25 protein-coding genes are annotated in these 25,823 nt (G+C 60.3%); 14 read left to right on the top strand and 11 right to left on the bottom strand.

Annotation, left to right across the window (positions count from 1 at the left end; all coding sequences use genetic code 11):
- Positions 1 to 81: 81 nt before the first annotated feature.
- Together JWU58_RS26025 and JWU58_RS26020 are read left to right on the top strand one after the other, a co-directional pair.
- Entirely contained in the window at positions 82 to 1,308 is a 1,227-nt protein-coding gene (locus JWU58_RS26025) for a 3-hydroxyacyl-CoA dehydrogenase (protein ID WP_206421235.1), read from the top strand.
- A gap of 102 nt (positions 1,309 to 1,410) precedes the next feature.
- Complete coding sequence (locus JWU58_RS26020) at positions 1,411 to 1,830, top strand: acyl-CoA thioesterase (protein ID WP_231990980.1); 420 nt, start codon at positions 1,411 to 1,413, stop codon at positions 1,828 to 1,830.
- Positions 1,831 to 1,885: 55 nt separating this feature from the next.
- Here the strand turns inward: JWU58_RS26020 and JWU58_RS26015 are convergent, their stop codons facing one another.
- The 4 genes from JWU58_RS26015 to JWU58_RS26000 form a co-directional block, all read right to left on the bottom strand.
- The gene (locus tag JWU58_RS26015) at positions 1,886 to 2,371 is read right to left on the bottom strand and encodes a glycine zipper domain-containing protein (protein WP_039756448.1); all 486 of its coding nucleotides are present in this window, start codon (positions 2,369 to 2,371) and stop codon (positions 1,886 to 1,888) included.
- A gap of 332 nt (positions 2,372 to 2,703) precedes the next feature.
- Complete coding sequence (locus JWU58_RS26010; RefSeq protein ID WP_206421234.1) at positions 2,704 to 5,052, bottom strand: FdhF/YdeP family oxidoreductase; 2,349 nt, start codon at positions 5,050 to 5,052, stop codon at positions 2,704 to 2,706.
- The gene (gene fdhD, locus JWU58_RS26005) at positions 5,049 to 5,888 is read right to left on the bottom strand and encodes a formate dehydrogenase accessory sulfurtransferase FdhD (RefSeq protein WP_016772170.1); all 840 of its coding nucleotides are present in this window, start codon (positions 5,886 to 5,888) and stop codon (positions 5,049 to 5,051) included. The genes JWU58_RS26010 and fdhD overlap by 4 nt, the downstream gene beginning before the upstream one ends.
- A 92-nt stretch (positions 5,889 to 5,980) precedes the next feature.
- Positions 5,981 to 6,868, bottom strand: coding sequence for a LysR family transcriptional regulator (locus JWU58_RS26000; RefSeq protein ID WP_206421233.1), 888 nt, complete (start codon positions 6,866 to 6,868; stop codon positions 5,981 to 5,983).
- Positions 6,869 to 7,006: 138 nt separating this feature from the next.
- Between JWU58_RS26000 and lysM the strand changes: the two genes are divergently transcribed.
- Positions 7,007 to 7,456, top strand: a complete 450-nt coding sequence (gene lysM / locus JWU58_RS25995; protein ID WP_123444070.1) for a peptidoglycan-binding protein LysM — start codon at positions 7,007 to 7,009, stop codon at positions 7,454 to 7,456.
- 94 nt (positions 7,457 to 7,550) lie between these two features.
- On the opposite strand, the gene yrfG is transcribed toward lysM, so the two are convergent.
- Positions 7,551 to 8,213 (bottom strand): GMP/IMP nucleotidase, encoded by a 663-nt coding sequence (gene yrfG / locus JWU58_RS25990; protein ID WP_071174081.1) that lies wholly within the window; start codon positions 8,211 to 8,213, stop codon positions 7,551 to 7,553.
- An 88-nt stretch (positions 8,214 to 8,301) separates the two neighbouring features.
- On the opposite strand from yrfG, the gene nudE reads away from it, so the two are divergent.
- On the top strand, positions 8,302 to 8,871 hold the full coding sequence (gene nudE / locus JWU58_RS25985; RefSeq protein WP_197890718.1) for an ADP compounds hydrolase NudE: 570 nt from the start codon (positions 8,302 to 8,304) through the stop codon (positions 8,869 to 8,871).
- A 7-nt stretch (positions 8,872 to 8,878) separates the two neighbouring features.
- Entirely contained in the window at positions 8,879 to 9,706 is an 828-nt protein-coding gene (gene cysQ, locus JWU58_RS25980) for a 3'(2'),5'-bisphosphate nucleotidase CysQ (RefSeq protein ID WP_206421232.1), read from the top strand.
- A 203-nt stretch (positions 9,707 to 9,909) separates the two neighbouring features.
- Here the strand turns inward: cysQ and JWU58_RS25975 are convergent, their stop codons facing one another.
- The 5 genes from JWU58_RS25975 to JWU58_RS25955 all read right to left on the bottom strand — a co-directional run bounded on the left by JWU58_RS25975 (position 9,910) and on the right by JWU58_RS25955 (position 14,886).
- Positions 9,910 to 10,365, bottom strand: coding sequence for a YiiD C-terminal domain-containing protein (locus JWU58_RS25975; RefSeq protein WP_206421231.1), 456 nt, complete (start codon positions 10,363 to 10,365; stop codon positions 9,910 to 9,912).
- The gene (locus JWU58_RS25970) at positions 10,362 to 11,744 is read right to left on the bottom strand and encodes a sigma-54-dependent transcriptional regulator (RefSeq protein ID WP_016772163.1); all 1,383 of its coding nucleotides are present in this window, start codon (positions 11,742 to 11,744) and stop codon (positions 10,362 to 10,364) included. Before JWU58_RS25970 ends, JWU58_RS25975 begins: the two co-directional genes overlap by 4 nt.
- Entirely contained in the window at positions 11,741 to 13,549 is a 1,809-nt protein-coding gene (locus tag JWU58_RS25965; protein WP_122508427.1) for a sensor histidine kinase, read from the bottom strand. The genes JWU58_RS25970 and JWU58_RS25965 overlap by 4 nt, the downstream gene beginning before the upstream one ends.
- Before the next feature lie 184 nt (positions 13,550 to 13,733).
- Positions 13,734 to 14,279 carry a dTDP-4-dehydrorhamnose 3,5-epimerase gene (rfbC, locus tag JWU58_RS25960; protein ID WP_016772161.1) on the bottom strand — a complete coding sequence of 182 codons (546 nt, stop codon included), beginning with the start codon at positions 14,277 to 14,279 and terminating at the stop codon, positions 13,734 to 13,736.
- Between the two features lie 82 nt (positions 14,280 to 14,361).
- On the bottom strand, positions 14,362 to 14,886 hold the full coding sequence (locus JWU58_RS25955) for a DUF3916 domain-containing protein (protein WP_206421230.1): 525 nt from the start codon (positions 14,884 to 14,886) through the stop codon (positions 14,362 to 14,364).
- Between the two features lie 211 nt (positions 14,887 to 15,097).
- On the opposite strand from JWU58_RS25955, the gene JWU58_RS25950 reads away from it, so the two are divergent.
- The 9 genes from JWU58_RS25950 (at position 15,098) to JWU58_RS25910 (ending at position 24,949) form a co-directional block, all read left to right on the top strand.
- Positions 15,098 to 18,010 (top strand): aminotransferase, encoded by a 2,913-nt coding sequence (locus tag JWU58_RS25950; RefSeq protein WP_206421229.1) that lies wholly within the window; start codon positions 15,098 to 15,100, stop codon positions 18,008 to 18,010.
- 305 nt (positions 18,011 to 18,315) lie between these two features.
- A complete protein-coding gene (aguB, locus tag JWU58_RS25945) occupies positions 18,316 to 19,194 on the top strand; it encodes an N-carbamoylputrescine amidase (protein ID WP_123444064.1) in 879 nt (292 codons plus the stop codon).
- A complete protein-coding gene (gene aguA / locus JWU58_RS25940; RefSeq protein ID WP_123444063.1) occupies positions 19,194 to 20,300 on the top strand; it encodes an agmatine deiminase in 1,107 nt (368 codons plus the stop codon). The genes aguB and aguA overlap by 1 nt, the downstream gene beginning before the upstream one ends.
- A 245-nt stretch (positions 20,301 to 20,545) precedes the next feature.
- Complete coding sequence (locus tag JWU58_RS25935) at positions 20,546 to 20,758, top strand: hypothetical protein (RefSeq protein WP_123444062.1); 213 nt, start codon at positions 20,546 to 20,548, stop codon at positions 20,756 to 20,758.
- 460 nt (positions 20,759 to 21,218) lie between these two features.
- Entirely contained in the window at positions 21,219 to 22,505 is a 1,287-nt protein-coding gene (locus JWU58_RS25930) for an OprD family porin (RefSeq protein WP_123444061.1), read from the top strand.
- 231 nt (positions 22,506 to 22,736) lie between these two features.
- Positions 22,737 to 23,483: a 2OG-Fe dioxygenase family protein gene (locus tag JWU58_RS25925; protein ID WP_016772154.1), complete on the top strand. Its 747-nt coding sequence runs from the start codon at positions 22,737 to 22,739 to the stop codon at positions 23,481 to 23,483.
- Between the two features lie 79 nt (positions 23,484 to 23,562).
- Positions 23,563 to 23,940, top strand: a complete 378-nt coding sequence (locus JWU58_RS25920; protein ID WP_003220700.1) for a GNAT family N-acetyltransferase — start codon at positions 23,563 to 23,565, stop codon at positions 23,938 to 23,940.
- A complete protein-coding gene (locus JWU58_RS25915) occupies positions 23,937 to 24,653 on the top strand; it encodes an AzlC family ABC transporter permease (protein ID WP_016772152.1) in 717 nt (238 codons plus the stop codon). The genes JWU58_RS25920 and JWU58_RS25915 overlap by 4 nt, the downstream gene beginning before the upstream one ends.
- On the top strand, positions 24,632 to 24,949 hold the full coding sequence (locus tag JWU58_RS25910) for an AzlD domain-containing protein (protein WP_024011198.1): 318 nt from the start codon (positions 24,632 to 24,634) through the stop codon (positions 24,947 to 24,949). Before JWU58_RS25915 ends, JWU58_RS25910 begins: the two co-directional genes overlap by 22 nt.
- On the opposite strand, the gene JWU58_RS25905 is transcribed toward JWU58_RS25910, so the two are convergent.
- Positions 24,866 to 25,792 carry a LysR family transcriptional regulator gene (locus tag JWU58_RS25905; RefSeq protein WP_016772151.1) on the bottom strand — a complete coding sequence of 309 codons (927 nt, stop codon included), beginning with the start codon at positions 25,790 to 25,792 and terminating at the stop codon, positions 24,866 to 24,868. The genes JWU58_RS25910 and JWU58_RS25905 overlap by 84 nt on opposite strands.
- Positions 25,793 to 25,823: the final 31 nt, after the last annotated feature.

The raw sequence follows: 25,823 nt of genomic DNA, 5'->3' as shown, positions 1-25,823 counted from the left end.
CATCACGCTAATAAACTTCAAAAAGCGTCGTGGCCTGACTAAGGTTGGAATCTGTCTTTGGGCCACCCACAAGAGAACAACATGAGCCAGACAAGCTTCGAGATTCAGCAGGCTGCCGTGATCGGCGCGGGCACCATGGGCCGTGGCATCGTCATGTGCCTGGCCAATGCTGGCGTGAACGTGCAATGGGTGGATAACAATCCACAGATGCTTGAGCAGGCGCTGACGACGGTCGCGCAAACTTATGCACACAACGTGCGCCAGGGCCGCATTGATCAGGCCGAGGCGGATGCGCGAATGGCTCGCGTATCTGCAGCGGCGGATTACGCGGCGATCCGCAACGTCGATCTGGTGATCGAAGCGGTGTACGAGAACCTCGAACTGAAGCAGAAGATTTTTCGCGAGCTGGATGGCCTGCTCAAGCCTGAGGCGCTGCTGGCGAGCAACACCTCGGCGCTGGACATCGACGCCATCGCAGCTGCGACCCGGCGCCCGGCACAGGTGCTGGGTCTGCACTTCTTCAGCCCGGCGCACATCATGAAACTGCTGGAAATCGTGCGCGGTGCGCAGACCTCGCCAGCGGCGCTGGAGGCCGCGCTGGCACTCGGCAAGCGCATGGGCAAGGTCAGCGTAGTGTCGGGCAACTGCCACGGTTTTATCGGCAACCGCATGCTGCATCCGTATGTACTGGAAGCGCGCAAGATGCTCCTCGAAGGTGCTTATCCACAGCAGGTGGATGCCGCGCTGCAAGGTTTCGGCTTCGCCATGGGGCCGTTTCGCATGTACGACGTGGTCGGCATCGATCTGGAATGGCGTGCTCGGCAGCTAGCTGGCAAGGGGCAGGATGCGCCCGAGGTTCAGGTCGATAATCGTCTGTGCGAAATGGGTCGGTTCGGGCAGAAGTCCGGCAACGGCTACTACCACTATGAGCCGGGCAGTCGCCAGGCCGAGCATGATCCCGAAGTGGATGCACTGGTGCTGCGGGTCAGCGAAGAGCTGGGCTTCCAGCGTCGCGACATCGGTCCTGAAGAAATCCTCGAGCGCTGTTTGCTGGCGCTGGTCAACGAAGGCGCGAAAATTCTGCAGGAAGGCATTGCCGGCTCGGCCCACGACATCGATCTGGTGTACTTGAACGGCTATGGTTTTCCAGCAGAAAAGGGTGGGCCGATGGCGTGGGCGGATCAGCAGGGGCTAGCGGATATCCATCAGCGCTTGCTGGCGCTGGAGACACGCCAGGGCGATCAGTGGAAGCCGGCGCGGTTGATTGGCGAACTGGCGGCGCAGGGGAAGGGGTTTGCTGATCGTTGACACCAGTCGGCTGTGCTGACGCCTTCGCGAGCAGGCTCGCTCCCACAGGTAAAGTGTTCGTCATCACGATCAAATTCAATTAAGAGAATGCGAGAACCCTGCATGAATCAACGCTCCGACTACCCCCACTTCCAGCCCATCACCACACGCTGGCACGACAACGACGCCTACGGTCACGTCAACAACGTTACCTACTACAGCTTCTTCGACACGGCGGTGAACACTTATCTGATTCAGGTCGGTGGCCTGGATATTCATGACGGCGAAGTGGTGGGATTCGTGGTCAGTTCCGCCTGCGATTACTTTGCCTCGATCGCTTTCCCCGATCTGATCGAGATCGGACTGCGGGTCGGCAAACTGGGCAACAGTTCGGTGCAATATGAACTGGCTGTGTTCAAGGTCGGCGAAAGCGAGGCGTGTGCGGCGGGGCGTTTTGTGCATGTGTTTGTCGATCGGGCGAGCAATCAGCCGGTGCCGATTCCTGCCGGTTTGCGTGGGGCGCTGGAGCGGTTGGTCGTCTAGACGCGCAAAAAAAATCGCAGCCCCAAGGGCTGCGATTTTCGTTCAAGCCTTCGCCTTAGTGGTGGCGATAGTACTTGTGATGCTTGCGGTGGCCGTAGGCATGGCCGCGACCTGGATGACCACGGTCGCGGTAGTAGCGACGGTCATCATGGCGACGGTCGTAGCGACGATCATCGTCGTCACTCTTGTTGCCCATGTAGTTACCCAGCGCGCCACCTGCACCGCCACCAGCAGCGGAGCCGATCAGGCTGCCGGTGGTGCCGCCGAGACTGCGGCCGACGACGTTACCGCCGGCTGCACCCAGTGCACCACCAATGGCTGCTTCGCCACGGCTGCGCTTGTCTGCGCCGACCGCACTACCACCCGCGCCGCCCAGGGCTGCGCCGATGGTGGAACCTGTATTGCCGCCTAACGATTGACCGACGACCGAGCCAAGAACCCCGCCCAATGCGCCGCCCACACCTGCTTCGGTGGTGCCTCCGGCAGAAGCGAAGCCACTGACCAGGCCAAGGGACAACAAGAGAATCGAGGAGAACTTCATAGAGGATGAGCCTCAAAGGGATGACGGCGCCGATCCTGAGGCTCTGCAATGGGCGTGACAATCAAAATCCGACGAATAACACGACTTGTATACAATAATGCAAGTTACTGTTTTTTCACCGGAACTTAACCGATTTTCGCCGGTCTTTAGCTACTTCGGACAGGCCGTTTTCATGCAGAAACGGCCTTTTTTGTGGGCGGTCGAAAATCTTTGCCACGGCAGATCTGTTGACAGGTCGATGGCTTTCGCGAGCAGGCTCGCTCCCACATTTGAAATGCATTCCAATTGTGGGAGCGAGCCTGCTCGCGAAGGGGCCGGATCTGGCTCCGCGGTTAAGCGGATTTAGCCATGATCAACCCCGTCTCACTCGCCGCTTCCAGCCGGATCGCAATGAACTTCGACGTCGGCGTGTGGCTACCATCGCCAGTGCTCTCCAGCGGCACCAGCGGATTGACCTCCGGATAGTACGCCGCCGCCTGCCCCGCAGGAATGTCGAACGCCAACAATGTAAAACCTTTCACCCGACGCTCGCGACCGTCGTCCCAGATCGACACGATGTCGGCCTTCTGTCCCGGACGGAAGCCCAGACGAATGATGTCGGCCTCGTTGGCGAACAGCACGTCACGCTGGCCCTTCACGCCACGGTAGCGGTCGTCGAGACCATAGATCGTCGTGTTGTACTGATCGTGGGAGCGCATCGATTGCAGGATCAGATCCGGCACTTGGCCGGTGGCGCGGGTGCGTTCGTGGACCAGATCTTTCGGCAACTGGTTAGCGCGGAAGTTGGCGCGGCCTGACGGCGTGTTCCACTTGCGGGCGCCAGCCGAGTTGCCCAGATAGAAGCCGCCCGGGTTTTTGATCTTGTCGTTGAAGTCTTTGAAACTCGGGATGGTGTCGGCGATCAGTTCGCGAATGCGCCCGTAATCGGCTACCAGCCAGTTCCAGTCCACCGGTTGGCTACCCAACGTCGCGGCAGCGATGCCGGCGATGATCGACGGCTCCGAGCGCATCTGGTTCGACAGCGGCTGCAACTGGCCGTTGGACGCGTGGACCATGCTGAACGAGTCTTCCACGGTCACCGCTTGCGGGCCTTCGGTCTGGATGTCGATGTCGGTGCGGCCCAGGCACGGCAGGATCAACGCGTCTTTGCCGTGAGCGAGGTGGCTGCGGTTGAGCTTGGTGCTGATCTGCACGGTCAGGTCACAATTGCGCAGCGCTTCGAAGGTGCGCGAGCTGTCCGGCGTGGCCTGGGCAAAGTTGCCGCCCAAGCCGATGAACACCTTGGCGCGACCTTCGGCCATCGCATGAATCGCCTCGACCACGTTGTGGCCATTGTGGCGTGGCACCTTGAACTGGAAGCGACGCTCCAGCGAGTCGAGGAACGCCACCGGTGGACGCTCGTTGATGCCCATGGTGCGGTCGCCCTGCACGTTGCTGTGACCACGCACCGGGCACAGACCGGCGCCAGGTTTGCCGATATTGCCGCGCAGCAGCATCAGGTTGGCGATTTCCTGAATGGTCGGCACCGAATGACGGTGCTGGGTGATGCCCATGGCCCAGCACATGATCACGTTCTTGCCTTTGGCGTACATGCGCGCAGCTTGCTCGATCTCGACCAGGGTCAGCCCCGATTGCTCGACGATCTGCTCCCATGAGGTGTCGTCGACAGTGGCGAGGTACTCCAGCACGTTAGCGCTGTGGGCATTGAGGAAATCATGGTCGAACACCGCCGGCTCGCCTGCCTTCTGCGCATCGCGTTCCCATTGCAGGAGGAACTTGGCCATGCCGCGCAGCACCGCCATGTCGCCGCCGAGTGCCGGGCGGAAATACGCGGTGTTGGTCGGCTTGTCGCCGTTGGTGAGCATTTCGATCGGGTGCTGTGGATGCTGGAAACGCTCCAGACCGCGCTCTTTCAGCGGATTGATGCACACGACTTGGGCGCCGCGTTTCACCGCTTCACGCAACGGTTCGAGCATGCGCGGATGGTTGGTGCCAGGGTTCTGGCCCCAGACGAAAATCGCGTCGGCGTGTTCGAAGTCGTCGAAGGTCACCGTGCCTTTGCCGACCCCGACACTCTGCGCCAACGCCACGCCGCTGGCCTCGTGGCACATGTTCGAGCAGTCAGGAAAATTGTTGGTGCCGTAAGCCCGCACGAACAGCTGATACAGATACGCCGCTTCGTTGCTGGCACGGCCCGAGGTGTAGAACTCGGCCTGATCCGGGCTCGGCAGATTGCGCAGGTGCTTGCCGATCAGAGCGAAGGCATCTTCCCAACTGATCGGCTTGTAGCGATCGGACTCGGCGTCGTAGACCATCGGCTCGGTCAGGCGGCCCTGATATTCCAGCCAGTAATCGCTCTGCTCCAGCAGGGAAGTGACGCTGTGCTTGGCGAAAAACTTCGAATCGACGCGACGCTTGGTCGCTTCCCAGTTCACCGCTTTGGCGCCGTTCTCGCAGAACTTGACCATGCCGCTTTCCGGCGAATCACCCCAGGCGCAACCCGGGCAGTCGAAGCCGCCATTCTGGTTGGTCTTGAGCATCATGCGCAGGTTTTTCAGGGCGTTGTCGCTGGTCAGCCACGCCTGGGCCACACTGATCAGGGCGCCCCAGCCGCCGGCGGCACCTTTGTAAGGCTTGTAGCGCGGGACAGGTTTCTGGTCGGCTTGATGATGTTGGCTCACGCTTGATTCTCCATCGCGGGGCTGTACACCCGCGGCGCACTTTTCTGCGGCAGGTGGATGAGATTGAGGTTGTGGCGCCGGGCCCATTGCACGGCGAGGCCGGTGGGTGCCGACAGGCTGACCAGGGTCTGGATGCCGGCACGCAAAACTTTCTGGATCAATTCGAGGCTGCAACGGCTGGTGACAATCGCCAGGCCGCCTTCGGTGGAAATCTTCTGGCGTATCAGTCCGCCGATCAGCTTGTCCAGCGCGTTGTGTCGGCCGATGTCTTCGCGGCCGAGCAGCAATTCACCGCTGGCGTTCATGAACACCGCCGCGTGCACCGCGCCGCAATGCTGGCCCAGCGGCTGGAACGCGCCGATGCGCTGGCGCAGACCATCAAGCCACTCGATCGGTGGCAACGCTGCGCCTGGCAACACCTTGAGATCAGGCAGCGCCTGTTCGACGGCTTCGACGCCGCACAGTCCGCAGCCGCTGGTGCCGGCCAACTGGCGCCGCTGTTGCTTGAGGTTCCAGAACGCACGGTTGGCGATCGTCACCTGCGCGTATTGCGCCGAGCCTGCGCCTGTCAGTTGCAGATCGTAGATATCGCTGGCGTCTTCGATGATGCCGCTGCCGAGGCTGAAGCCGACAATGAAGTCTTCCAGATCGGTCGGGGTCACCAGCATCACCGCCTGGCTGATGCCGTTGTAGGCGATCGCCAACGCGACTTCCTCGGCCAGCGCGGTGCTGGCCGATGCCTCAAAGGGTAGATCGCTGTAGCTGTAGGTCTGGCTGGCGGCTGGCGCGGGCGTTTCAATTGCTGGCGCCGCGCAGGCTGGGCGCTTGGCGTTCATGGCATCACCGACGGTTTGATCTAGGTCAAGACTAGGCGCGGCAAGTTGTCGCGTCTAATCGCTATTACCGATCTACCGATAGATGCCGTCGATCAAGCGTCTTTTGGCGATTTCTGATAAAGCGTGAAACAGGCTTCCGCCAGCGCTGAACGCGGCGCGCCACGGCGCATGATCAGCCCCAGCGGCGCGAGGGTGTGGGCATTTTCGATCGGTTGCAGACGCAGGTGATCAGCAAGGGTTTCCGCGCCGCCATCGAGCGGCATGATCGCGCAGCAAAAACCGCCGTGGACTGCTTGCAGCAGTTGATGCACGGCGTCGGTTTGCAACAGCGGTTGCGGGGTCAGGCCACGGCTGTGGAAGTTGTGGTCGATGGACTGGCGAAAGTGCATGCCGCTGGTGAGCATGCACAGCGGCAGTTCGATCAGCGATTCCCAGCTCAGGGGTTCTTCGCCGAAGTTGAACGAGCGCTCGTCATAGAGCAGGCCCATGCGCGTCTCGTTGAAGGCCAGCGAATCGAAGCGCTCGCTGTCCAGGCGCTCCAGATACGACACGCCAATGTCGATGCGGTTGTTCGCCAGGTGTTCGAGCACCTGCTCGGAGCTCAGCGACGACAGTTCGAAGCGCAAGTCCGGGTGCGCCGCGTGCAGTCGTTGCATCAGCGGCAAGGGATCGAAGCTCGACAGCGGCACCACGCCCAGGCGCAGCGTACCGATCAGGTTGCCGCGACAGGCCGCCGCTTCCGCCTGCAAGCCGTCGTAAGCCGCCAGCACCGTACGCGCCCACGCCAGCACGCGTTCGCCCGGTGCGGTGAAGCCTTCGAAGCGCTGGCCGCGATTGACCAATGGCAGGTCGAGTTCTTCTTCGAGGCTGCGCAAGCGCATCGACAGGGTCGGCTGGGTGATGTGGCAGCGCGCGGCGGCCTGGCCGAAATGGCGGGTTTCGTCGAGGGCGATGAGGAATTTCAGTTGCTTGATGTCCATCTTCGCTCCGGGCGGTTGGCGGGGTGTGGCGATTCTACCGCCTGCGGCGCGGCAGCGTCATTGGTCGGACTGGAACCGGGTTTGGCTAGGGTGGTCTAGGCTTGGACGACTGACCCTTTATTACATGGAGTGAATGCGATGAGCCTGTTCAGTTTTTTGAAAGAAGCCGGTGAAAAGATTCTCGATGCACTGACGCCGGACAAGGCCGAGGCCAACAGCGCAGCGCTGACCAAGCACGTGCAGGAAGCGCTGACCGGTATTGATACGTCGAAGATCCAGGTCAAGGTTGAGGGCGAGAAAGTCATCGCCACGGGTGAAGCGGCGAGTCAGGAAGAGAAAGAAAAGATTCTCTTGGCCCTGGGTAACGTCGCCGGCGTGAGTGGCGTGGACGATCAGATCACCGTGACGGGTGGCGTTGCCGCCGCTGCGAAATTTGTCACGGTCGAGAAGGGCGATACGCTGAGTGCGATTTCCAAGCGCGTGTATGGCGACGCCAACCAGTACAACAAGATTTTCGAGGCCAACGAACCTCAGCTCAAACATCCAGACAAGATCTACCCGGGACAAGTATTGCGTATTCCTGAATAACATTCGAAAGCGCTTTCGCGAGCAGGCTCGCTCCCACATTTGAAACGCATTTCGGTGTGGGAGCGAGCCTGCTCGCGATGGCAGCAACGCGACGTCAAAGCCCTGCAATCAAATCCCGGTAATCCTCGACGGCGGCAAACTCCGCTGTGTCCTTCGGTCCTTTGCGGCTGTCCGGTTCTTTCACCGCCAGCAAGTGCGCCACGCCAAAATCCCGTGCACTGCGCAGGATCGGCAAGGTGTCATCGATAAACAGGCTGCGCGCCGGATCAAAACCGATGTCCGCCTGCAAGGCATCCCAGAATTGCGGGTTCTCCTTGGGATAACCATAGTCGTGCGAGCTGATCAGCCGCTCGAAGTATGGTGCGAGTTCGATCCGTTCCAGTTTCAACGACAGCGAATCGCGGTGCGCATTGGTGATCATGATCACCCGTTTGCCGGCGCGTTTGATTGCATCGAGGAAGGTATCGGCATCGGCGCGCAGGGCGATCAAGTGGGCGGTTTCCTGTTTCAGTTCACGCACCGACAATTTCAGTTCCGCGCTCCAGAAATCCAGGCAGTACCACTGTAACTGGCCGGCGTGGCGCTCGAACAATGGCTGCAATTCCAGCTCGGCCATGGCCCGGCTGATGCCGTGCAGCTCGGCGTAGCGCTGGGGCAGGTGTTCGAGCCAGAAATGGTTGTCGAAGTGCAGATCCAGCAGCGTGCCGTCCATGTCGAGCAGAACGGTATCGATGTCGGACCACGGTAAAGAAGGCATGGCAACGTCTCGAACGGTGAAAGGATATCCGACGCAAACAATCGGGAAAGCCGCGTTATAGTAGCGCGTTCACGCCAAGGAGCTTTGCATGCGCCAGAAACCCACCGTACTCGCCCGCGAGATCGTCGCCACCAGTCGCCTGTTTCGCGTCGAAGAACTCAAGCTGCGATTTTCCAATGGCGTGGAGCGTACTTACGAGCGTCTGGTCGGCAAGGGCGCGGGTTATGGCGCGGTGATGATCGTCGCGATGCTTGATGCCGAACACGCAGTGTTAATCGAGGAATACTGCGGCGGCACCGACGAATACGAACTGTCTCTGCCCAAAGGCCTGATCGAGCCGGGCGAGGACGTGCTGGCGGCGGCCGAGCGGGAGCTCAAGGAAGAGGCCGGTTATGGCGCGCGTCAACTGGAGCATCTGACCGAGCTGTCGCTGTCGCCCGGTTACATGAGCCAGAAAATCCAAGTGGTGCTGGCCACCGACCTGTATGAAGAGCGGCTGGAAGGCGATGAGCCGGAGCCGATGCGGGTCGACAAGGTCAACCTGCGCGAACTGTCGGCGCTGGCGCAGAATCCGCAATTTTCCGAGGGCCGCGCCTTGGCGGCGCTGTATCTGACCCGCGACCTGCTGAGCCAGCGCGGGGTGTTCAGCTTTGAGTGAGACGTCGATGAATTTTCCCCATCCGCTGATGGCACCTGTGGTTGCGCTGGCTTTACAGGCTGGCGAGTCGATTCTGCCGTTCTGGCGTGCCGGCGTCGAAGTCACCGCCAAGTCCGATGATTCGCCGGTGACGGCTGCCGATCTGGCTGCGCATCACCTTATCGTTGCCGGGCTGACGGCGCTGGATCCGAGCATTCCGGTGCTCTCGGAAGAGGACGCCGATATCCCGCAGAGCGTGCGCGCCGGTTGGCAGCGCTGGTGGCTGGTGGATCCGCTGGACGGTACCAAGGAGTTCATCAGCGGTAGCGAGGAATTCACCGTCAACATCGCGCTGATCGAAAACGGCCGGGTGGTGTTTGGCGTGGTGACGATGCCGACCAACGGGCGCTTTTACATCGGCGGTGCCGGGCTCGGTGCATGGCGTGGCGACAAGGGCGCTACGCCGGTAGCGATTCAGGTGCGCGATGTGCCTGCGCCGGGCGAGGCGTTTACCGTGGTGGCCAGCCGTCGCCATTCAAGTCCCGAGCAAGAGCGTTTGCTGGCCGGGTTGAGCGCGAGCCTTGGTGAGTTGCAACTGGCCAATATCGGCAGCTCCTTGAAGTTCTGTCTGTTGGCCGAAGGTGCTGCTGATTGCTATCCGCGACTGGCGCCGACTTCGCAGTGGGACACGGCGGCAGCGCAGGGCGTGCTGGAAGGCGCGGGGGGCGAGGTGCTGGATCTGAGCGGCGAGGCGTTCAGTTATCCGCCGCGAGAATCACTGTTGAACGAGTTCTTTCTGGCGCTGCCGGCGAAGGCTGCGTGGCGCGGACGGTTGTTGGAGTTGGCCCGAGGCTAACTGCCTGATCCGCAATTCCCCTCACCCCAGCCCTCTCCCCCAGGAGAGGGAGCCGACCGAGTTGTCTGGCGCTATGCATCGACCCGGAGAATCGAGTCGATTGTGGATTCGGCGAAGCAGTTTCAGGTCGACGTAAATCTGTAGCATCCCCGTATCGGTTCCCTCTCCCTCGGGAGAGGGCTAGGGTGAGGGGCTGTTGATCTTCAACGGTGCAAAACGTACTGCCCGGTAAATCTCACCGCCTCGTCCTCGCTTCCCGCATTCAGGATCCGCGTATCCAGCGTCAACCGCGCCCGTCCGTATCGCCGATACATCGCCACAAAGCGCTTCCACACCGCGGCATCCGGTGCCGGGCAGATCGCCACGGCGTCCCCGGTCACCGGCAGCGGATAACTGATCTGCCCTTCCTGAATGACGATGTGTCCGTCGGTAATCCCTTCTTCCTGCAAACGTAGATGCAACCAGCCCCAGCCGGCCAGCACCGCGCCGCAGTAGAGGCTGCCGCCAAACATGGTGCTCTTGTGATTGACGTTGGGCGCAAGCGGCAGGTGCAGGCTCAATTGCTGCTCACTCCACTCGAGCACTTTGAGGCCCATCTCGGCGGTCAGCGGAATGTCGTGATGCAGCACCGTTTGCAGGTATTCGCTTGCGCTGCTCATTCGTTGTCTTCCCCGTGGCTGCTGTCGCCGAAATTCAGACCGTGTTTGCGCAGCTTGTCATGCAGGGTCTTGCGCGGAATACCCAAGGCTTCGGCGAGGCTGCGCACCGAGCTGTGCGAGCGCGCCAGCTCGGCGGCGATCAGCGATTTCTCGAAGTTTTCCACTTGCTCGCTGAGGCCGCCACTGACCACTTCTACCGGCGTGCCGCCGCTGCCATCAGCGCTGTTGTCCAGTGCCAGTTCAAGCCCGAGGGCGAAGCGTTCGGCGGCATTTTGCAGTTCACGCACATTGCCCGGCCAGGTGTGGCGCAGCAGCAGGGCGCGGTGTGCCGGTTGCAGTTCGTGGGGGGGCAAGCCGTGGCGGGCGCTGGCTTCATCGGCGTAGTGCTGAAACAGCACCAGTGCGTCTTCGCCCCTTTCGCGCAGCGGCGGGATGCGCAGCGGCGCGACGTTGAGGCGGTAATACAAGTCGGCGCGGAAGCGGCCCTGATCCGCCGCTTGGCGCAGGTCCTCCTTGGTCGCGGCGATGACGCGGATGTCCAGCGGGATCAACTGATTGCCGCCCAGACGCTCGACGACTCGCTCCTGCAGCATGCGCAGCAGTTTCACTTGCACGTCCATACTCATGCTTTCGATTTCGTCGAGGAACAGCGTGCCGCCGTTGGCGAATTCGAATTTGCCGATGCGGCGTTTCTGCGCGCCGGTGAAAGCGCCGGGCTCGTGACCGAACAGTTCGCTTTCCACCACCGATTCGGCCAAGGCGCCGGCGTTGATCGCTACGAACGGGCCGTTGCGGCGGCTCGACAAGTCGTGCAGCGCGCGGGCCACCACCTCTTTGCCGGCACCGGTCTCGCCGAGGATCAGCACGTCAGCCTTGGTCGCCGCCAGCGCACCGATCTGCTCACGCAGACGCAGCATCGGCGTCGAATGGCCGACCAGTCGCGCGCTCAATTCGTTGCGGTCGCTCAAGGCCAGACGCAGGCTGCGGTTGTCCAGCACCAGCCGCCGTAGCGCGAGGGCGCGACGGACGCTGTCGAGCAGCGCATCGCTGGCAAAGGGTTTTTCCAGAAAATCGTAAGCGCCGGCGCGCATCGCCTGCACTGCCAGCGGTACGTCGCCATGGCCAGTGATCAGCAGCACCGGCAGCTCCGGATCCTGTGCATGCAACTCGCTCAATAGTTCGAGGCCGTCCATGCCCGGCATGCGGATGTCGCTGACCACCACCCCCGGCCAGTCACGCTCGAGTTGCGCGGCCAGGCCCTTGGCTTCGGACAGCGGCAGGATTTTCAGGCCGGCCAGGTCCAGCGTCTGGCCGAGGGCCTGGCGCAAGTGCGGATCGTCGTCGATCAACACTACCTGGATGCGATTGTCGATGGTCATGCACTTCGATCCTCGGACGGTTGCAGGCTGACTCCGGGCGCACCGGCGCGCAGGCGCAGGGTGATCAGGGCGCCGCCTTGCTTGTGATTGGCGAACGACAGCTCGCCACCAAAGGCGCGCATCAGCGTTTCACAAATGGCCAGCCCCAGACCCAGACCCTGGGTGCGGGTCTTGGTGGTGTAAAAGGGCTCGCTGGCGCGGCCAAGAGCTTCCATGCAGAACCCGGGGCCGTTGTCGCGAATGTACAGATTGACGCCGTCGGCGGTGGCTTCGGCACTCAGCCACAACTTACGCGGCGGGCCTTTTTCGGTGAGCGCATCGAGAGCATTGGCGAGCAGATTGCCTAGCACTTGGCGCAGGCGGGTTTCGCCGGCCTCGACCCACAGCGTCGCGGCTGGCAGATCGCGGATCAATTCGACCTCCATGCTGCGCCGACGTTTGGCCAGCAATGCCAGCGCATCGTCCAACGCCGGTTGCAGAGCGACGCTTTCCGGTGCGTGGCGATCGCGGCGGGCGAAGGCACGCAGATGGGCGATGATCGAGGCCATGCGCCCGGTCAGTTCGCTGATCAGCTTGAGGTTGCCGCGCGCATCCTCGGTGCGCTGATGATCGAGCAGCACTTCGGCGTTTTCCGCATAGCTGCGAATCGCCGCCAGCGGCTGATTGAGTTCGTGACTGATGCTTGCCGACATGGTCCCCAGCGCCGACAGTTTGCCGGCCTGAACCAGATCGTCCTGGGCGCGTACCAGCTCCTGCTGCGCCTGCTCACGCTCGAGCACTTCCTGCTTCAAACGCCGGTTGAGGCCTTCCAGATCGCTGGTACGTTCGGCCACCCGGCCTTCCAGTTCGCGGCGCGCCTTGGCCTCGAAGGCGATGCGCTCCAGATAATGCCGGCGACGTTGCATCATCAAACCCACCAGCAGCATGACCACCAACAGTGTGGCGCCGCCGATCGCGACCACCGTGCGCACGGGACGATCAATCAGCGTGCGCGGGGCGAGAATGCTGACGCTCCAGCCGGTCTCGGCAATGTCGTGGGTCTGCGTCAGCCAGGCGTCGGCGCTCAGGTTAAGCGGTCGGGGTTCGCGGGTCGGGTAGGGCTGGATCGCGGTGATCGCGGCGCGCTCGGCATCGCTCAACGCGCGAGTGGAGCGGAAACGCCATTCCGGGCGCGACGTCAGGATGACCACGCCGTTATGGTCGGTCACCAGCAGTTGTTCCGGGGTTTTGCCCCACAGGCTTTCGGTGTGGTCGAGGTCGACCTTGATCACCAGCACGCCGATGATTTTCTCGCCGTTGCGCACAGCAGCGGCGAAGAAGTAGCCGCGTTTGGCCGAAGTGGTGCCGAGACCGAAGAAGCGTCCGAGGCGCCCGGCCATGGCTTCGCTGAAATACGGGCGGAAAGCGAAGTTGCGGCCGACGAAGCTGTCGCGTTTGTCCCAGTTCGACGCCGCCAGCGTCTGGCCGGATGTGTCCATCAGGTACATGACTTCAGCGCCGGTCTGCGCGGCGATGTTTTTCAGCAAGCGATTGGCGTTGCCTTGGGTCACGCCGTCGTCCGGCGCACCGAGCACCGCGCGCAGGGCTGGCAGGTCGCCGAGAATCTGCGGCAACACTTCATAGCGATGCAGGGTGCCGAGCAGGTTGGCGACGTAGAGATCGAGAGTCTGGCGATTCTGCCCGGCGAGTTCGCTGCGGTAATAGCGTTCGGCGAGGTGTTCCAGCGGCCACAGCAGCGGCGCCAGGCACAGGGCCAACAGTGCGAGGCTGCGCCAGCGAGGTCTGCGGGGGAGCGGTGGTTTCATGTGCCGGATACGCCTGAGGTGACAGGCGCATTATGCCTTTGCTCTGTACGAAAACTGCCTGTGCGTCGATCATGCTGCGTTAAAAACAGGCTCGGAATGCTCATTTAGGGACCTAGACTCCGCTTCCTCGCCTGTTTTTGCCTTGCCTGATCACCGCTCGGCGAGTTTTTGTACAGACCTGGCCTCAGGCGAAGACGTCAGCGTCCTTGAGCAGCGCGGCCGCCTGGTCCTTGGCCGACAGCTTCGGCGCTTCGTCCAGTTGCCAGTCGATGCCCAGCGCCGGGTCGTCCCAGCGAATGCTGCGCTCGGAAGACGGGTCGTAATAGTTGGTGGTCTTGTAGAGGAATTCGGCGAACTCGCTCAGCACCACGAAACCGTGAGCGAAACCTTCCGGTACCCATAGCTGACGATGGTTTTCCGCCGACAGGCGCACCGCCACCGATTTGCCGAAATGCGGCGAGCTGCGACGGATGTCCACCGCCACATCGAGCACTTCACCCGCGGTCACGCGAACCAGTTTGCCCTGGGTGTTCTGCAACTGGTAATGCAGACCACGCAGCACGCCTTTTTGCGAGCGCGAATGGTTGTCCTGCACAAACTGCGTTTCCAGACCGGTAGCGTCCTGAAACGCCTTGGCATTGAAACTCTCGTAGAAAAAACCGCGCTCGTCGCCGAACACCTTGGGTTCGATGATCAGAACACCGGGCAGATCGGTGGTGATGACATTCATGGGGATTTCCATTGATAGGTGTGAATGGCCGACATTCTTGCGCAAAGCGCTGCGGGGCGCGAGTGCGGACTACGCCGGAGCGTCAATCGACCTCGCCAAAATACCAGCGTTCCTCTTCATAAGTCTGCCCATCCCAGCCTTCAACCTCGTAGCGCAAACCTCGTTCGCCCATGCCCTTTGGCAACACAAGACCCCATTCTTGAGCCAGGCTTTTGCCGGTTTCGACATATTCGCTGTCGGAGGCAGGGATATGACCGCGGTGGTATTCCAGATCCGTATAGATACAGATTTCGCTGGAAAACATGCCGGGAACACAAATGGCTGCGACCACTCGGCAGTCAAGCGCATGCACCGGGCGAGCCAGGCGTAAAAGCTGCGCCGCGTCGATCAAGTGCTGGGCACATTGCTTTTTCAGCTCGGTTGTTGCCTGCCTTCCTTCCACCATTGCCATGTGGATCGGAATTTTCCAGTTCCAGTATTTGTCCTCAAGAGTAAGGTCAGCAGGAAAATACCCTTCGAAATCGGCGGCCCAAGCGGCGAGAGCTCGCAAGCGGCGAGGGATATTGCGGACTTTTTTGTTCGTAAGGGCGAGGCGACGATGGGACATGACGTGGGCTTGCATCCGTGCTGTGAATTTGTGGCGCAGATTGCACAGAGCTGCGCTGAAAAACAATCTGAAAGTCTTGCAGGAAAGTTTGCCTGGAAGGCTTTCATGATCGCATTTCCGTTTTCGGTTGACCGGGCAACGTCTTAAGGGGTTGCGTAACCGCCAAGGCAATGGCGATATAAGCGCCTAATAAAATTTCAGGGGTCGTTTCATGCCGCTCGCCACGTTGATTCATCGCGCCAGTTTGCCCGGTCCGCAGGTTTCAGAGGCGCAGGCGCTGCAATGGCTGGCCGAATATTACGGGTTCAGCGGCACGTTGCTGGCGCTGGGCAGCCAGCAGGATCTGAATTATCGCGTCGACAGCGCGCGTGGACGCTTCGTGCTGAAAGTCTGTCGTGGCGACTACGCTCTTGTGGAGTTGCAAGCCCAGCACGCCGGGCTCAAATACTTGGCCGAGCATTCGGCGATCAAGGTGCCGCGCGTCATCGCAGCCAATAACGGTGCCGATCTGTTGTCGTTGCAAGCCAATGGCGAAACGGTGCATGTGCGCTTGCTGGAGTACATCGACGGCCAACCATTGACCGATTTCGATCATCTTGGCAAAGACGTGGTCGCCGGATTTGGCCGACTCTGTGGCGAGATGGATCTGGCCCTGGCAGGCTTCGATCACCCGGGCCTTGAACGCACCTTGCAGTGGGACGCGCGTCACGCCAACGCTTTGATCAGTCATCTGTTGCCGGTGATCACCGACGCGCAGCAGGGTGCGGTGATCAGCGCTGCCGCCGAGCAGGCCGAGCGCCGTTTGCAATCGTTGCTGGACAAACTGCCGGTGCAGGCGATTCACATGGATATCACCGATGACAACGTCGTCTGGGCGCGTGATGCCCAGCGGCATTGGCAGTTGCAGGGTGTGATCGACTTCGGTGATCTGGTGCGCACCTGGCGTATCACCGATCTGTCGGTGACCTGTGCGGCTTTGCTGCATCACGCCGATGGCGATCCGTTTGTCATCCTGCCGGCGGTCCAGGCTTATCACGCGGTCAATCCGTTGCAGTACGCTGAGCTGCAAGCGCTGTGGCCATTGATCGTGGCGCGGGCGGCGGTGCTGGTGCTCAGTGGCGAGCAACAGGTGAGTATCGACCCCACCAATATGTATAGCCGCGACAATCTCATTCACGAGTGGGAAATCTTTCGCGTCGCGACATCGGTGCCACAGGCGCTGATGGAAGCGGCGATTCTCAGCGCCGTGGACGAGACCGTGCCGAAGGTCGAAAACCCGGAATTTGCACCGTTGTTGCCAGGGCTGGTCGGGCGCGAATTCGCGCTGATCGATCTGGGCGTGTTGAGCCCGCACTTCGAGGCGGGCAATTGGGAGCAGCCGGGCATTGATCAGCGCTTGCTGACAGAAGCCGCAGCGGTGCACGGGCTGGCGGCGACGCGTTATGGCCAGTACCGCTTGTCACGTACTCGGCCAGACAGCGCGACTGAGCCGGACACGTTCCCGTTGCATGTCGAATTGCGTGTGCCGACCGGAACCGAAGTTCAAGCACCGTTCGCCGGCGTGCTGAAGCAAGCGGCAAACGGTGCGCTGCAACTCGATGGCCCACAGTTCAGCGTTCGCCTGTGGGGCGTGACGCCTGTTCTTGAACATGGGGTGGCAGTGGATAGAGGCCAGAAACTCGGTGAAGTCACTGGGCCGCTGATTGTGCAGTTGTGCCGAGAAGCAGAGCTCGACGCGCCGCTGTTCTGCACGCCGTCCCGTGCATCGGCGTGGCAGGCGTTGTGCCCGTCACCGGCGATGCTGCTCGGGCTGGCCTGCGACGCCGAGCCTGAGCTGGACGCGAAAACCCTGATCGAACGCCGCGATGCCAGTTTCGCCCGCACGCAAAAACACTATTACGTTGACCCGCCGCGCATTGAACGCGGCTGGCGCAATCACCTGATCGACATGCAGGGCCGTTCGTATCTGGACATGCTCAACAACGTCGCCGTGCTCGGCCACGGTCACCCTCGGATGGCGGCGGTCGCGGCGCGGCAGTGGTCGTTGCTCAATACCAATTCGCGTTTCAACTACGCGGCGGTCGCCGAATTTTCCGAGCGCTTGCTGAAGCTGGCGCCGAAGGGCATGGATCGTGTGTTTCTGGTCAACAGCGGCAGCGAGGCCAATGACCTGGCGATTCGTCTGGCCTGGGCCTTCAGCGGCGGGCGCGACATGATCAGCGTGCTCGAGGCGTATCACGGCTGGACGATCGGCGCCGATGCGGTATCGACGTCGATTGCCGACAACCCGAAAGCGCTGGAAAGTCGCCCGGACTGGGTGCACCCAGTGCCAGCGCCGAACACGTATCGCGGCGAATTCCGTGGCGCCGATTCGGCGCCGGATTACGTGCGCAGCGTCGAGCATCATCTGCAAAAACTGGCCGAGCAGAAGCGGCAACTGGCCGGTTTCATCTGCGAGCCGGTCTACGGCAATGCCGGGGGTATTTCTTTACCGCCGGGCTATTTGCCGCAGGTGTATGAAATGGTCCGCGCGCAGGGCGGGGTGTGCATCGCGGACGAAGTGCAGGTCGGTTACGGGCGCATGGGCCATTTTTTCTGGGGCTTCGAAGAGCAGGGCGTGGTGCCGGACATCATCACCATGGCCAAGGGCATGGGTAACGGTCAGCCACTTGGCGCGGTGATCACTCGCCGGGAAATCGCCGAGGCGCTGGAGGCCGAAGGCTATTTCTTCTCGTCGGCGGGCGGCAGTCCGGTCAGTTGCCAGATTGGTATGGCGGTGCTCGATGTGATGGAGGAAGAAAAGCTCTGGGAAAACGCCCAGGTCGTCGGCGGCCACTTCAAGGCGCGCCTGGAAGCGTTGATCGATAAACATCCGCTGGTCGGCGCGGTGCACGGCTCCGGGTTTTATCTGGGGCTGGAACTGATCCGCAATCGGCAGACACTGGAACCGGCAACCGCCGAGACTGCGTTGCTGTGTGATCGCCTGCGCGAGTTGGGGATTTTCATGCAGCCGACGGGCGATGATTTGAACATCCTCAAGATCAAGCCACCGATGGTGACGTCGCGCCAGAGCGTGGATTTCTTCGTCGAAATGCTGGATCGGGTGTTGAGCGAAGGCCTGTAAGCAAGGCACATCCCCTGTGGGAGCGAGCCTGCTCGCGAAAGCTGTGTATCAGTCGCCACATGCGGTGACTGACACAGCGCATTCGCGAGCGGGCTCGCTCCCACATTTGTTTTCGGTCTGAAGTCCGATTTGTATCGATTTAATTGGCGTTCAAACAGAGAGATTTCTTCTTTACAGCTTCTAAAGCCGATATTTATCGGTTATAAAGTTGCCATTGCTCCGGCATGGCGATCTTTTGTCCGGTGCGCGCGTTTTCTTTTCGGTCGAATTCTTCGACCGTCAAAGCACTAGCCCGGAGATGATTCATGAGCCGTATCGTTACCGTCGCCGCCACGCAGATGGCCTGTTCGTGGGACCTGGAAGCCAACCTCGAAACCGCTGAAAGACTGGTCCGCGAAGCCGCCGCCAAAGGCGCGCAGATCATCCTCATCCAGGAACTGTTCGAGGCACCGTACTTCTGCCAGAAGCCCAATCCGGATTACCTGCAACTGGCAACGACGGTTGAAGAAAACGTGGCCATCAAGCATTTCCAGAAAATCGCCAAAGAGTTGCAAGTAGTACTGCCGATCAGCTTCTACGAACTGGCCGGACGTGCACGCTTCAACAGCATCGCGATCATCGACGCCGACGGCAGCAACCTCGGGATTTATCGTAAAAGCCATATCCCCGACGGCCCGGGCTATCACGAGAAGTATTACTTCAACCCGGGCGACACCGGCTTCAAGGTATGGAACACCCGTTACGCGAAAATCGGCGTCGGCATCTGCTGGGACCAGTGGTTCCCGGAAGCGGCGCGCAGCATGGCCTTGCAAGGCGCGGAAATTCTCTTTTATCCAACCGCGATCGGCAGCGAGCCGCACGACAAGACCATTTCTTCGCGCGATCACTGGCAGCGGGTGCAGCAGGGCCATGCCGGCGCCAACCTGATGCCGCTGATTGCCAGCAACCGCATCGGCAATGAAGAGCAGGACGGCTACGACATCACCTTCTACGGCTCGTCGTTCATCGCCAACCAGTTCGGCGAAAAAGTGCAGGAGCTGAATAAAACCGAAGAAGGTATTCTTGTGCACACGTTCAACCTCGACGAGCTGGAACATGTTCGCAGCGCGTGGGGTTCATTCCGCGACCGCCGGCCGAATCTGTACGGCGCGTTGAAAACCCTCGACGGTTCCCTGGAGTCCTGATGACCACATTGAAAAGTACCCCACGCGCCGATGGCTTCTACATGCCGGCCGAGTGGGCGCCACAAACCCAGACCTGGATGATCTGGCCCGAGCGCCCGGACAACTGGCGTCTGGGCGGCAAACCGGCGCAGGCCGCGCACGCCGCCGTGGCCAAAGCCATCGCCCGTTTCGAGCCGGTCACCGTTGCCGTCTCCGCCGGCCAATACGAAAACGCCCGCGCGCGCCTCGATGTGCCGAATATCCGCGTGGTGGAAATGTCCAGCGACGACGCCTGGGTTCGTGACAGCGGCCCGACCTTCGTCATCAATAACTATGGTGAAGTGCGCGGTGTGAACTGGGATTTCAACGCTTGGGGCGGTTTCGATGGCGGCCTGTATGCACCGTGGAACCGCGATTCGCAGGTCGGCGGCAAGATCCTCGAGATCGAACGCAGCCCGCGTTACCGCACCGAAGGTTTCGTGCTCGAAGGCGGTTCGATTCATGTCGACGGCGAAGGCACGCTGATCACCACCGAAGAATGCCTGCTCAACCGCAATCGCAACCCGCACCTGAGCCGCGAAGAAATCGAAGCCGTACTCAGCGACAATCTGTCTGTGGACAAGATCATCTGGTTGCCGGATGGCTTGTTCAACGATGAAACTGACGGCCATGTGGATAACTTCTGCTGCTACGTGCGTCCGGGCGAAGTGCTGCTGGCGTGGACCGATGATCCGCAGGATCCGAACTACCCGCGCTGCCAGGCCGCAATGAAAGTGCTGCAAAGCAGCACCGACGCCAAGGGCCGCCCGTTCACGGTGCACAAAATGCCGATTCCGGGGCCGCTGTACGCGACCGAAGAAGAGTGTGCCGGCGTCGATGCGGTGGACGGTTCGCAGGAGCGCAATCCTTCCGTGCGTCTGGCTGGTTCCTACGTGAACTTCCTGATCGTCAACGGCGGCATCATCGCGCCGAGCTTCGACGACCCGATGGATGCCCCGGCCAGGGAAATCCTGCAGAAGCTGTTTCCGCAGCACGAAGTCGTGATGGTGCCGGGCCGTGAACTGTTACTGGGTGGCGGCAATATTCACTGCCTTACCCAACAGCAGCCAGCGCCGCACAAAGAGTGAGTTGAGTCGTAACAGCTTGAGTTGATTCACAAATCAGCCAGGCAATGATTAGCTCGCTCAGCATCAAAGCAAGCCCGCGGCCCGTCAGGACCGCGGGCTTGTTTGTATCCGCCGGTCGACATTCGGGTCGCCTTGGCATACCTCTTGTATTGCTCCTGATGCACTAGGGAGGGCGGGGAACTTCAACAGTTCTGTCACAAACCTTGGATAACGTAGCCGCTCACGAACGGGGAGAGAGCGCTGAAATGAACGCCGAAATGAACGTAATCAGCGAGCGGACTGTGCATCCCATGGCCGTCAACGGCGAATCGCTCCAGCTTGTCGCGCACTGGTTGAAGTCCAATGGAACGCGTCAGATCAGACAACCTGATCCGCGCCGGATGATGATCGAGCGCTACCCCGCTGGCCTGTTCAGCGAGGCCGAGCTGGAAGCCTTGTGGGATGTGATGGAAGGATAAGAACAATAGGGATTGGTAAAAGCGCTGCCGGGATGGCGGCGCTTTTTTTGCCTGATTTTTATCCACAGGTATTCAAAGGTGGGAGCGAGCCTGCTCGCGAAGGCATCAGCACTGCCAATGACATTGTTGACTGATCCAGCGCTTCGCGAGCAGGCTCGCTCCCACAGTTCAAACTCCCTGTTTAATCCGTTTTTTCTGCAACCGCCGAGCAAAAAAATTACGTTTCTTAGACGTTTTTCGCCTATTTAAAGACGATTCTTGAAATTGACACACAGTTCAGGGCGCGGCTACGATTCGGCCCAACGCCTGTGGCTAACCGCCATGACTCAAAATAAGGAGCAGGCCCGCCATGACGTTAACGTCGGCGGGCTTTTTTGTTTCGGGGTGAATACAAGAGTGCAGAAAGCGCCGTTTCAGCCGTTCGACACAGCGCGTTTCAACCCGTAATAAGGAAAACAAAATGTTGAACAAGCGAATCAGTCTGATCGCACTGGGGATGTTGAGTGCTACACAGGCCATGGCTAACGACCAGGCCGAATCCAAGGGTTTCGTTGAAGACAGCAGCCTGAAAGTGCTGCTGCGCAACGCCTACATCAATCGTGATTACAAAGACGGTAACAAGGACAAGGCCGAATGGGGCCAAGCGGCCATCGGTACGTTCTCGTCGGGCTTCACTCAAGGCACCGTCGGTGTCGGCGTGGACGCTTTCGGTCTGTACGCATTGCGCCTGGACGGCGGCAAGGGCCGTAGCGGCGCCGGCGGCATCGATTTTTTCAGACAGGAAAATGATGGTCGCGCGAACCACGACATCGCCAAGGGCGGTGCTGCGATCAAGTTCCGAGTGTCCAATACCGTACTGACCTACGGCGACCAGATGCCGGCCCTGCCGGTGCTGAGCTACGACAACGTGCGTCTGCTGCCGGAAAGCTATACCGGTACGTTGATCACTTCCCGTGAAATCCAAGGCCTGGAATTGAATGCCGGTCGTTTCACCGCCGAGTCGCGCAAGAGCGATGAAGGCCGCGACAGCGGCGGTCTCAAGTCGATCAACGTGTTGGGCGGCAGCTATCAGTTCACCGAACACTTCAAAGGCGCGCTGTATGCGTCCGACGTTGAAGACGTCTTGAAGAAACAGTACGTGAACGCCAACTACGTGATCCCGTTCAACAAGGATCAGTCCCTGACCCTGGATTTCAACGGCTATCGCACCAAGCTGGACAGCTCCTATGTCCGCGAAAACGGTGTAACTGGCGACGACAACAAGATCTGGAGCCTGGCAGCCACCTTCGCCACTGGCCCGCACTCGTTCACCGTGGCGCATCAGCGTTCCACTGGCGACAGCAACTTGGGCTACGCCTATGGCGGCTATCAGAAAGACCAGGGTCGTGTCGGCGACGGCGGTAACTCCATCTACCTGGCCAACTCCTACTGGTCTGACTTCAACGCCGAAGACGAACGCAGCTGGCAGCTGGGTTACGGCCTGGACTTTGGTTCGTTCGGCGTTCCGGGTCTGAGCTACAACTTCGCTTACGTGCGCGGCGACAACATCACCACGTCTACCAGCGAAGGCGGCACCGAGCGTGAGATCTTCAACCAGTTCAAGTACGTCGTGCAAAGTGGCCCGGCCAAAGACCTGAGCGTGAAGTTGCGCAGTTCGATCCTGCGCGTGTCGCAGAAATCCAGCGAGTACAACGTCAGCGGTAACGAACTGCGTGTATTCGTGGACTATCCGATCAATATCTTCTGATGATCGATCCGCTGTAAGAAAAATGAGAAAACCCCGATTCGTTCGGGGTTTTTTTTCGGCGGTTTTTCAGCGAAAACCGCAAATAACCGGTGTTCTTGTCATGTAAAAGTCGTTTTTCAAGCGCTGCAGATTCCGTTTCAAGCAGTGCTTCAAATGCCTGAAATTCTTTCTCATGGACGCAAATTCTCCACCCAATAGATTAGGGCGTTCAACGCAGCGGAGAATTTGGTAATGATCGTTTTGAACAGAGAAGTGGGCGAATCGCTACGGCGCGACAAGTTTGTCAACGTCCAGGGTGGTGACTTCAATCTCTACGGTCATTTTGCCGACTTCGTCAGACTGACCAAGAGTTGGGAAAACATGGAGCCTGACAGTTACTACGGTCAGGCCGAAGCCGGCATGCGTTATCGTCGTTACAGCGACTTTGAATACAACCCGAAAACCCGTGAGCTCAAGCAACTTGAGCATCGCGCTTACGTGCAATCGAAAGAGAACAACGCTTACGTCGGTGGCGTGGTACGACACTTTCAGGACTTTTCCGAAGAAGTGATCTCTTCGCCGGTGATGCGCAGCCTGATCGACACCGATTTCGAAGTGTACAAAAGTGTCCTGCCGGAAGAGTTGCACGATGAAATCTGGCAGTGCCAGATCCATCAGATCCGCATTGAGATCAAACCCGGCAAGCAGCTGGAAATCACCCCTGAAGGCATTCATTGCGACGGCTATCCGTTCAGCGGCGTGCACTTCTGGGGGCGCAATAATGTCGAGGGCGCTGAGAGTCGTTTGTACGACATTCATCAGCAACAGCTGGCGGCGACCACCTACGAGGAAATTCTCGATACCACCTACTTCCTCGATCGCGACATGCGCCATTACGTGACCCCGGCGCGCAACACCCACACCCATGCCATGGCGTACCGGCAGATTCTGGCGATTTCCTTCTCGCGGCCCGGGACCGCTTTCGACATTGTTCGCTAATCAGATCACCCCAATCGACGGCGTCGAGTGCTCGACGCCAGTGGTACTGCGCCGCGCCACCGCCAAGGATGCGCAACGCATGGAGCGCTTCTTCCGCCAGTTCGACGAAGTGTCGTTCTGCGAATGGCAGGACGCCAAATGCCTGCGCGGCGTGTTGATCCAGAAAACCACCACGGCGTACCTGGCTTTCGATGTCGAGGGCGAGATCGTCGGCGCGGTGCTCGGCGGCATGCTCGGCAGTCGCGGCACGATCAACCATCTGGCCGTGAGCCCGCGTTACCGCAGCCAGGGCGTGGGCCAGCGTTTGGTCGAAGCAGCGTCGTCCGACATGAAACGGGTCGGGGTGCTGCGGATGTTTCTGTTCGTCGACGATGCTAACCTCGCGGGCAAGCGATTCTGGACTGCCCAGGGTTTTTGCGAGCCTCACGGCGAACGAACATTTGAGAGGGATCTATGAATGAAAGGTCCGGCAGCGCGCCGCTGATGGCGACTCATCAGCCGTCGCGCACGTTTGCCGAAGCCAGCCCGGTGGTCGCCGGGTATTTCACCGTGTCGTTTGTCTTCGGGTTGATGGCGGTCAACGCCGGCCTGCCGATGTGGCTGCCGGTGGCGATGTGCTTGTTTGTCTATGCCGGCGCTTCGCAGTTCGCCGCGCTGGCGCTGATCTCCAGCGGCGCATCGCTGACCACCATTGTGCTGACCACTTTCCTGATCAATGCGCGGCACATGCTGATGTCGGTGTACATGGCCAAAGCCCTGCGTGCATTGGGCTTGAGCCGCATGGAGCGTTGGGCTTACGCCGGTGGCCTGACGGATGAATCCTTCGCCTTTCACAGCGTCAAGCTCGGCACGGGCGCACCGGTCAACGTGCGTTACCTGATCGGTTTCAATCTGTTCTGCCACACCTCGTGGGTGCTCGGCGGTTTGCTCGGTGCGGTCTGCGCGCAGTACGCGGCGCACTTGATCAAATATCAGCTCGATTACGCGCTGACCGCGATGATGCTCTACGTGCTGGTCTCGCTGTGCAACACGCGTAACAAATTGATTGCAGCCGCTGCTGCCGTGGTCTGCATGGGCGCGCTGAGCCTGATCGGCAGTTCGCCCTTCAACGTATTTATCGCCACGTTTGTGGGCTGCGGAGTGGGTGTATGCCTGACCAAACGTTCCTGATTCTGGTGGTGGTGCTGATGATGGCGGTGACCTTCCTGCCGCGCGCCTTGCCGCTGCAGATCAACACCGAACACTGGCCGCCGTTCGTGGCGCGCGCACTGGAATATTTGCCGGTGGCGATCGTCGCTGCGATCAGCCTCACGCCCCTGTTGATCAAGGACCGGCAGATCCAGCTCGATCGCCCGGAATTCTATGCCGCGATTCCGACGTTGCTATGTGCGTATTTCAGCAAAAACCTCTTTCTCAGTGTGGCGGTGGGGACGGCTGCGTACATTGCGCTCGGCTCGTTCATGTAGCGGCAGATCAACGACGTCGTTCAGCGCCTGGTGGGACAACTCCGGATTATTCACCGCCAGGCGTACTTCGAGGAAATCCTCGAAACCGGGAAAAATCGTCAGGCCGTTCTTCTGCGCCGCTTCACGCGAGACCATGCCGACCGCATCCATCTGCGTGATCAACGACAGCGTCAGGGTTTCGCTGCAGGAATAGACCATGCGCTGGCCGTTCTCGTGGTTGCCAAGCCCGGCGTCGAGAAAACGCAAAAAGCTGTGGGAATACGGACAATCTTCCGCAGGACGCACCTGAAACTTGTTGCCCAGCAAGGTCAGCGGATCGTTTTCCTGACCGCAATGCGCACCGACCACCTGCACCTGCACATCCGGCAGGACGATGCTCGGCAGCCCCGGCCGCTGCGGGCCGATCAGCACGGCAAGGTCGAAATCTTCGTTCTTCAGCTTGCTGAGGTTTTCCATCGACTCGGCGTAGCTGAACTCCATCTGATAATCGGGAAACACCTCGATCAGGCGTCCGATCATGCGTCGGTTGAAATCAGGCGACAGGGTGTTGTTCAACGCCACCTTCAACGTCCGCTGCCCTGGCACCTTCAGCGCTTCGACCTTTTCTTCCATCTGTCGCGTGGCGATCAACACTTTGTCGATGTAGGGCGTGAGCTCCGTGCCTTGCGGCGTCAGCGTCAGGCCTTTGTTGGAACGGCGAAACAAGCGGAAACCGAACTGCTCTTCGACCTTGTTCAACTGTGCGGCCAACGCCTGCACGGTCAGGCACGAATGCTCGGCTGCAGCCGACAACGAGCCGGTCTGCACGATGCGCATGAGGTTGCGTAAGGTTCTGCTATCCATGGGTAATGCCCTCTGAAGTGGGCTGGGTATT

The sequence above is a fragment of the Pseudomonas atacamensis genome (assembly GCF_017167965.1).
In the GTDB taxonomy this organism is placed as follows: domain Bacteria; phylum Pseudomonadota; class Gammaproteobacteria; order Pseudomonadales; family Pseudomonadaceae; genus Aquipseudomonas; species Aquipseudomonas atacamensis.
The sequence above is the reverse complement of the archived record's forward strand: the minus strand, read 5'-3'. Positions and strand labels throughout refer to the sequence as shown.

Excerpts from the sequence above, each read along its gene's own strand:
- JWU58_RS26025 (WP_206421235.1), top strand. The coding sequence starts at position 82 with ATGAGCCAGACAAGCTTCGAGATTCAGCAGGCTGCCGTGATCGGCGCG.
- JWU58_RS26020 (WP_231990980.1), top strand. The coding sequence starts at position 1,411 with ATGAATCAACGCTCCGACTACCCCCACTTCCAGCCCATCACCACACGC.
- JWU58_RS26015 (WP_039756448.1), bottom strand. The coding sequence starts at position 2,371 with ATGAAGTTCTCCTCGATTCTCTTGTTGTCCCTTGGCCTGGTCAGTGGC.
- fdhD (WP_016772170.1), bottom strand. The coding sequence starts at position 5,888 with ATGAACGCCAAGCGCCCAGCCTGCGCGGCGCCAGCAATTGAAACGCCC.
- JWU58_RS26000 (WP_206421233.1), bottom strand. The coding sequence starts at position 6,868 with ATGGACATCAAGCAACTGAAATTCCTCATCGCCCTCGACGAAACCCGC.
- lysM (WP_123444070.1), top strand. The coding sequence starts at position 7,007 with ATGAGCCTGTTCAGTTTTTTGAAAGAAGCCGGTGAAAAGATTCTCGAT.
- yrfG (WP_071174081.1), bottom strand. The coding sequence starts at position 8,213 with ATGCCTTCTTTACCGTGGTCCGACATCGATACCGTTCTGCTCGACATG.
- nudE (WP_197890718.1), top strand. The coding sequence starts at position 8,302 with ATGCGCCAGAAACCCACCGTACTCGCCCGCGAGATCGTCGCCACCAGT.
- cysQ (WP_206421232.1), top strand. The coding sequence starts at position 8,879 with ATGAATTTTCCCCATCCGCTGATGGCACCTGTGGTTGCGCTGGCTTTA.
- JWU58_RS25975 (WP_206421231.1), bottom strand. The coding sequence starts at position 10,365 with ATGAGCAGCGCAAGCGAATACCTGCAAACGGTGCTGCATCACGACATT.
- JWU58_RS25970 (WP_016772163.1), bottom strand. The coding sequence starts at position 11,744 with ATGACCATCGACAATCGCATCCAGGTAGTGTTGATCGACGACGATCCG.
- JWU58_RS25965 (WP_122508427.1), bottom strand. The coding sequence starts at position 13,549 with ATGAAACCACCGCTCCCCCGCAGACCTCGCTGGCGCAGCCTCGCACTG.
- rfbC (WP_016772161.1), bottom strand. The coding sequence starts at position 14,279 with ATGAATGTCATCACCACCGATCTGCCCGGTGTTCTGATCATCGAACCC.
- JWU58_RS25955 (WP_206421230.1), bottom strand. The coding sequence starts at position 14,886 with ATGTCCCATCGTCGCCTCGCCCTTACGAACAAAAAAGTCCGCAATATC.
- JWU58_RS25950 (WP_206421229.1), top strand. The coding sequence starts at position 15,098 with ATGCCGCTCGCCACGTTGATTCATCGCGCCAGTTTGCCCGGTCCGCAG.
- aguB (WP_123444064.1), top strand. The coding sequence starts at position 18,316 with ATGAGCCGTATCGTTACCGTCGCCGCCACGCAGATGGCCTGTTCGTGG.
- aguA (WP_123444063.1), top strand. The coding sequence starts at position 19,194 with ATGACCACATTGAAAAGTACCCCACGCGCCGATGGCTTCTACATGCCG.
- JWU58_RS25935 (WP_123444062.1), top strand. The coding sequence starts at position 20,546 with ATGAACGCCGAAATGAACGTAATCAGCGAGCGGACTGTGCATCCCATG.
- JWU58_RS25930 (WP_123444061.1), top strand. The coding sequence starts at position 21,219 with ATGTTGAACAAGCGAATCAGTCTGATCGCACTGGGGATGTTGAGTGCT.
- JWU58_RS25925 (WP_016772154.1), top strand. The coding sequence starts at position 22,737 with ATGATCGTTTTGAACAGAGAAGTGGGCGAATCGCTACGGCGCGACAAG.
- JWU58_RS25920 (WP_003220700.1), top strand. The coding sequence starts at position 23,563 with ATGGAGCGCTTCTTCCGCCAGTTCGACGAAGTGTCGTTCTGCGAATGG.
- JWU58_RS25915 (WP_016772152.1), top strand. The coding sequence starts at position 23,937 with ATGAATGAAAGGTCCGGCAGCGCGCCGCTGATGGCGACTCATCAGCCG.
- JWU58_RS25910 (WP_024011198.1), top strand. The coding sequence starts at position 24,632 with ATGCCTGACCAAACGTTCCTGATTCTGGTGGTGGTGCTGATGATGGCG.
- JWU58_RS25905 (WP_016772151.1), bottom strand. The coding sequence starts at position 25,792 with ATGGATAGCAGAACCTTACGCAACCTCATGCGCATCGTGCAGACCGGC.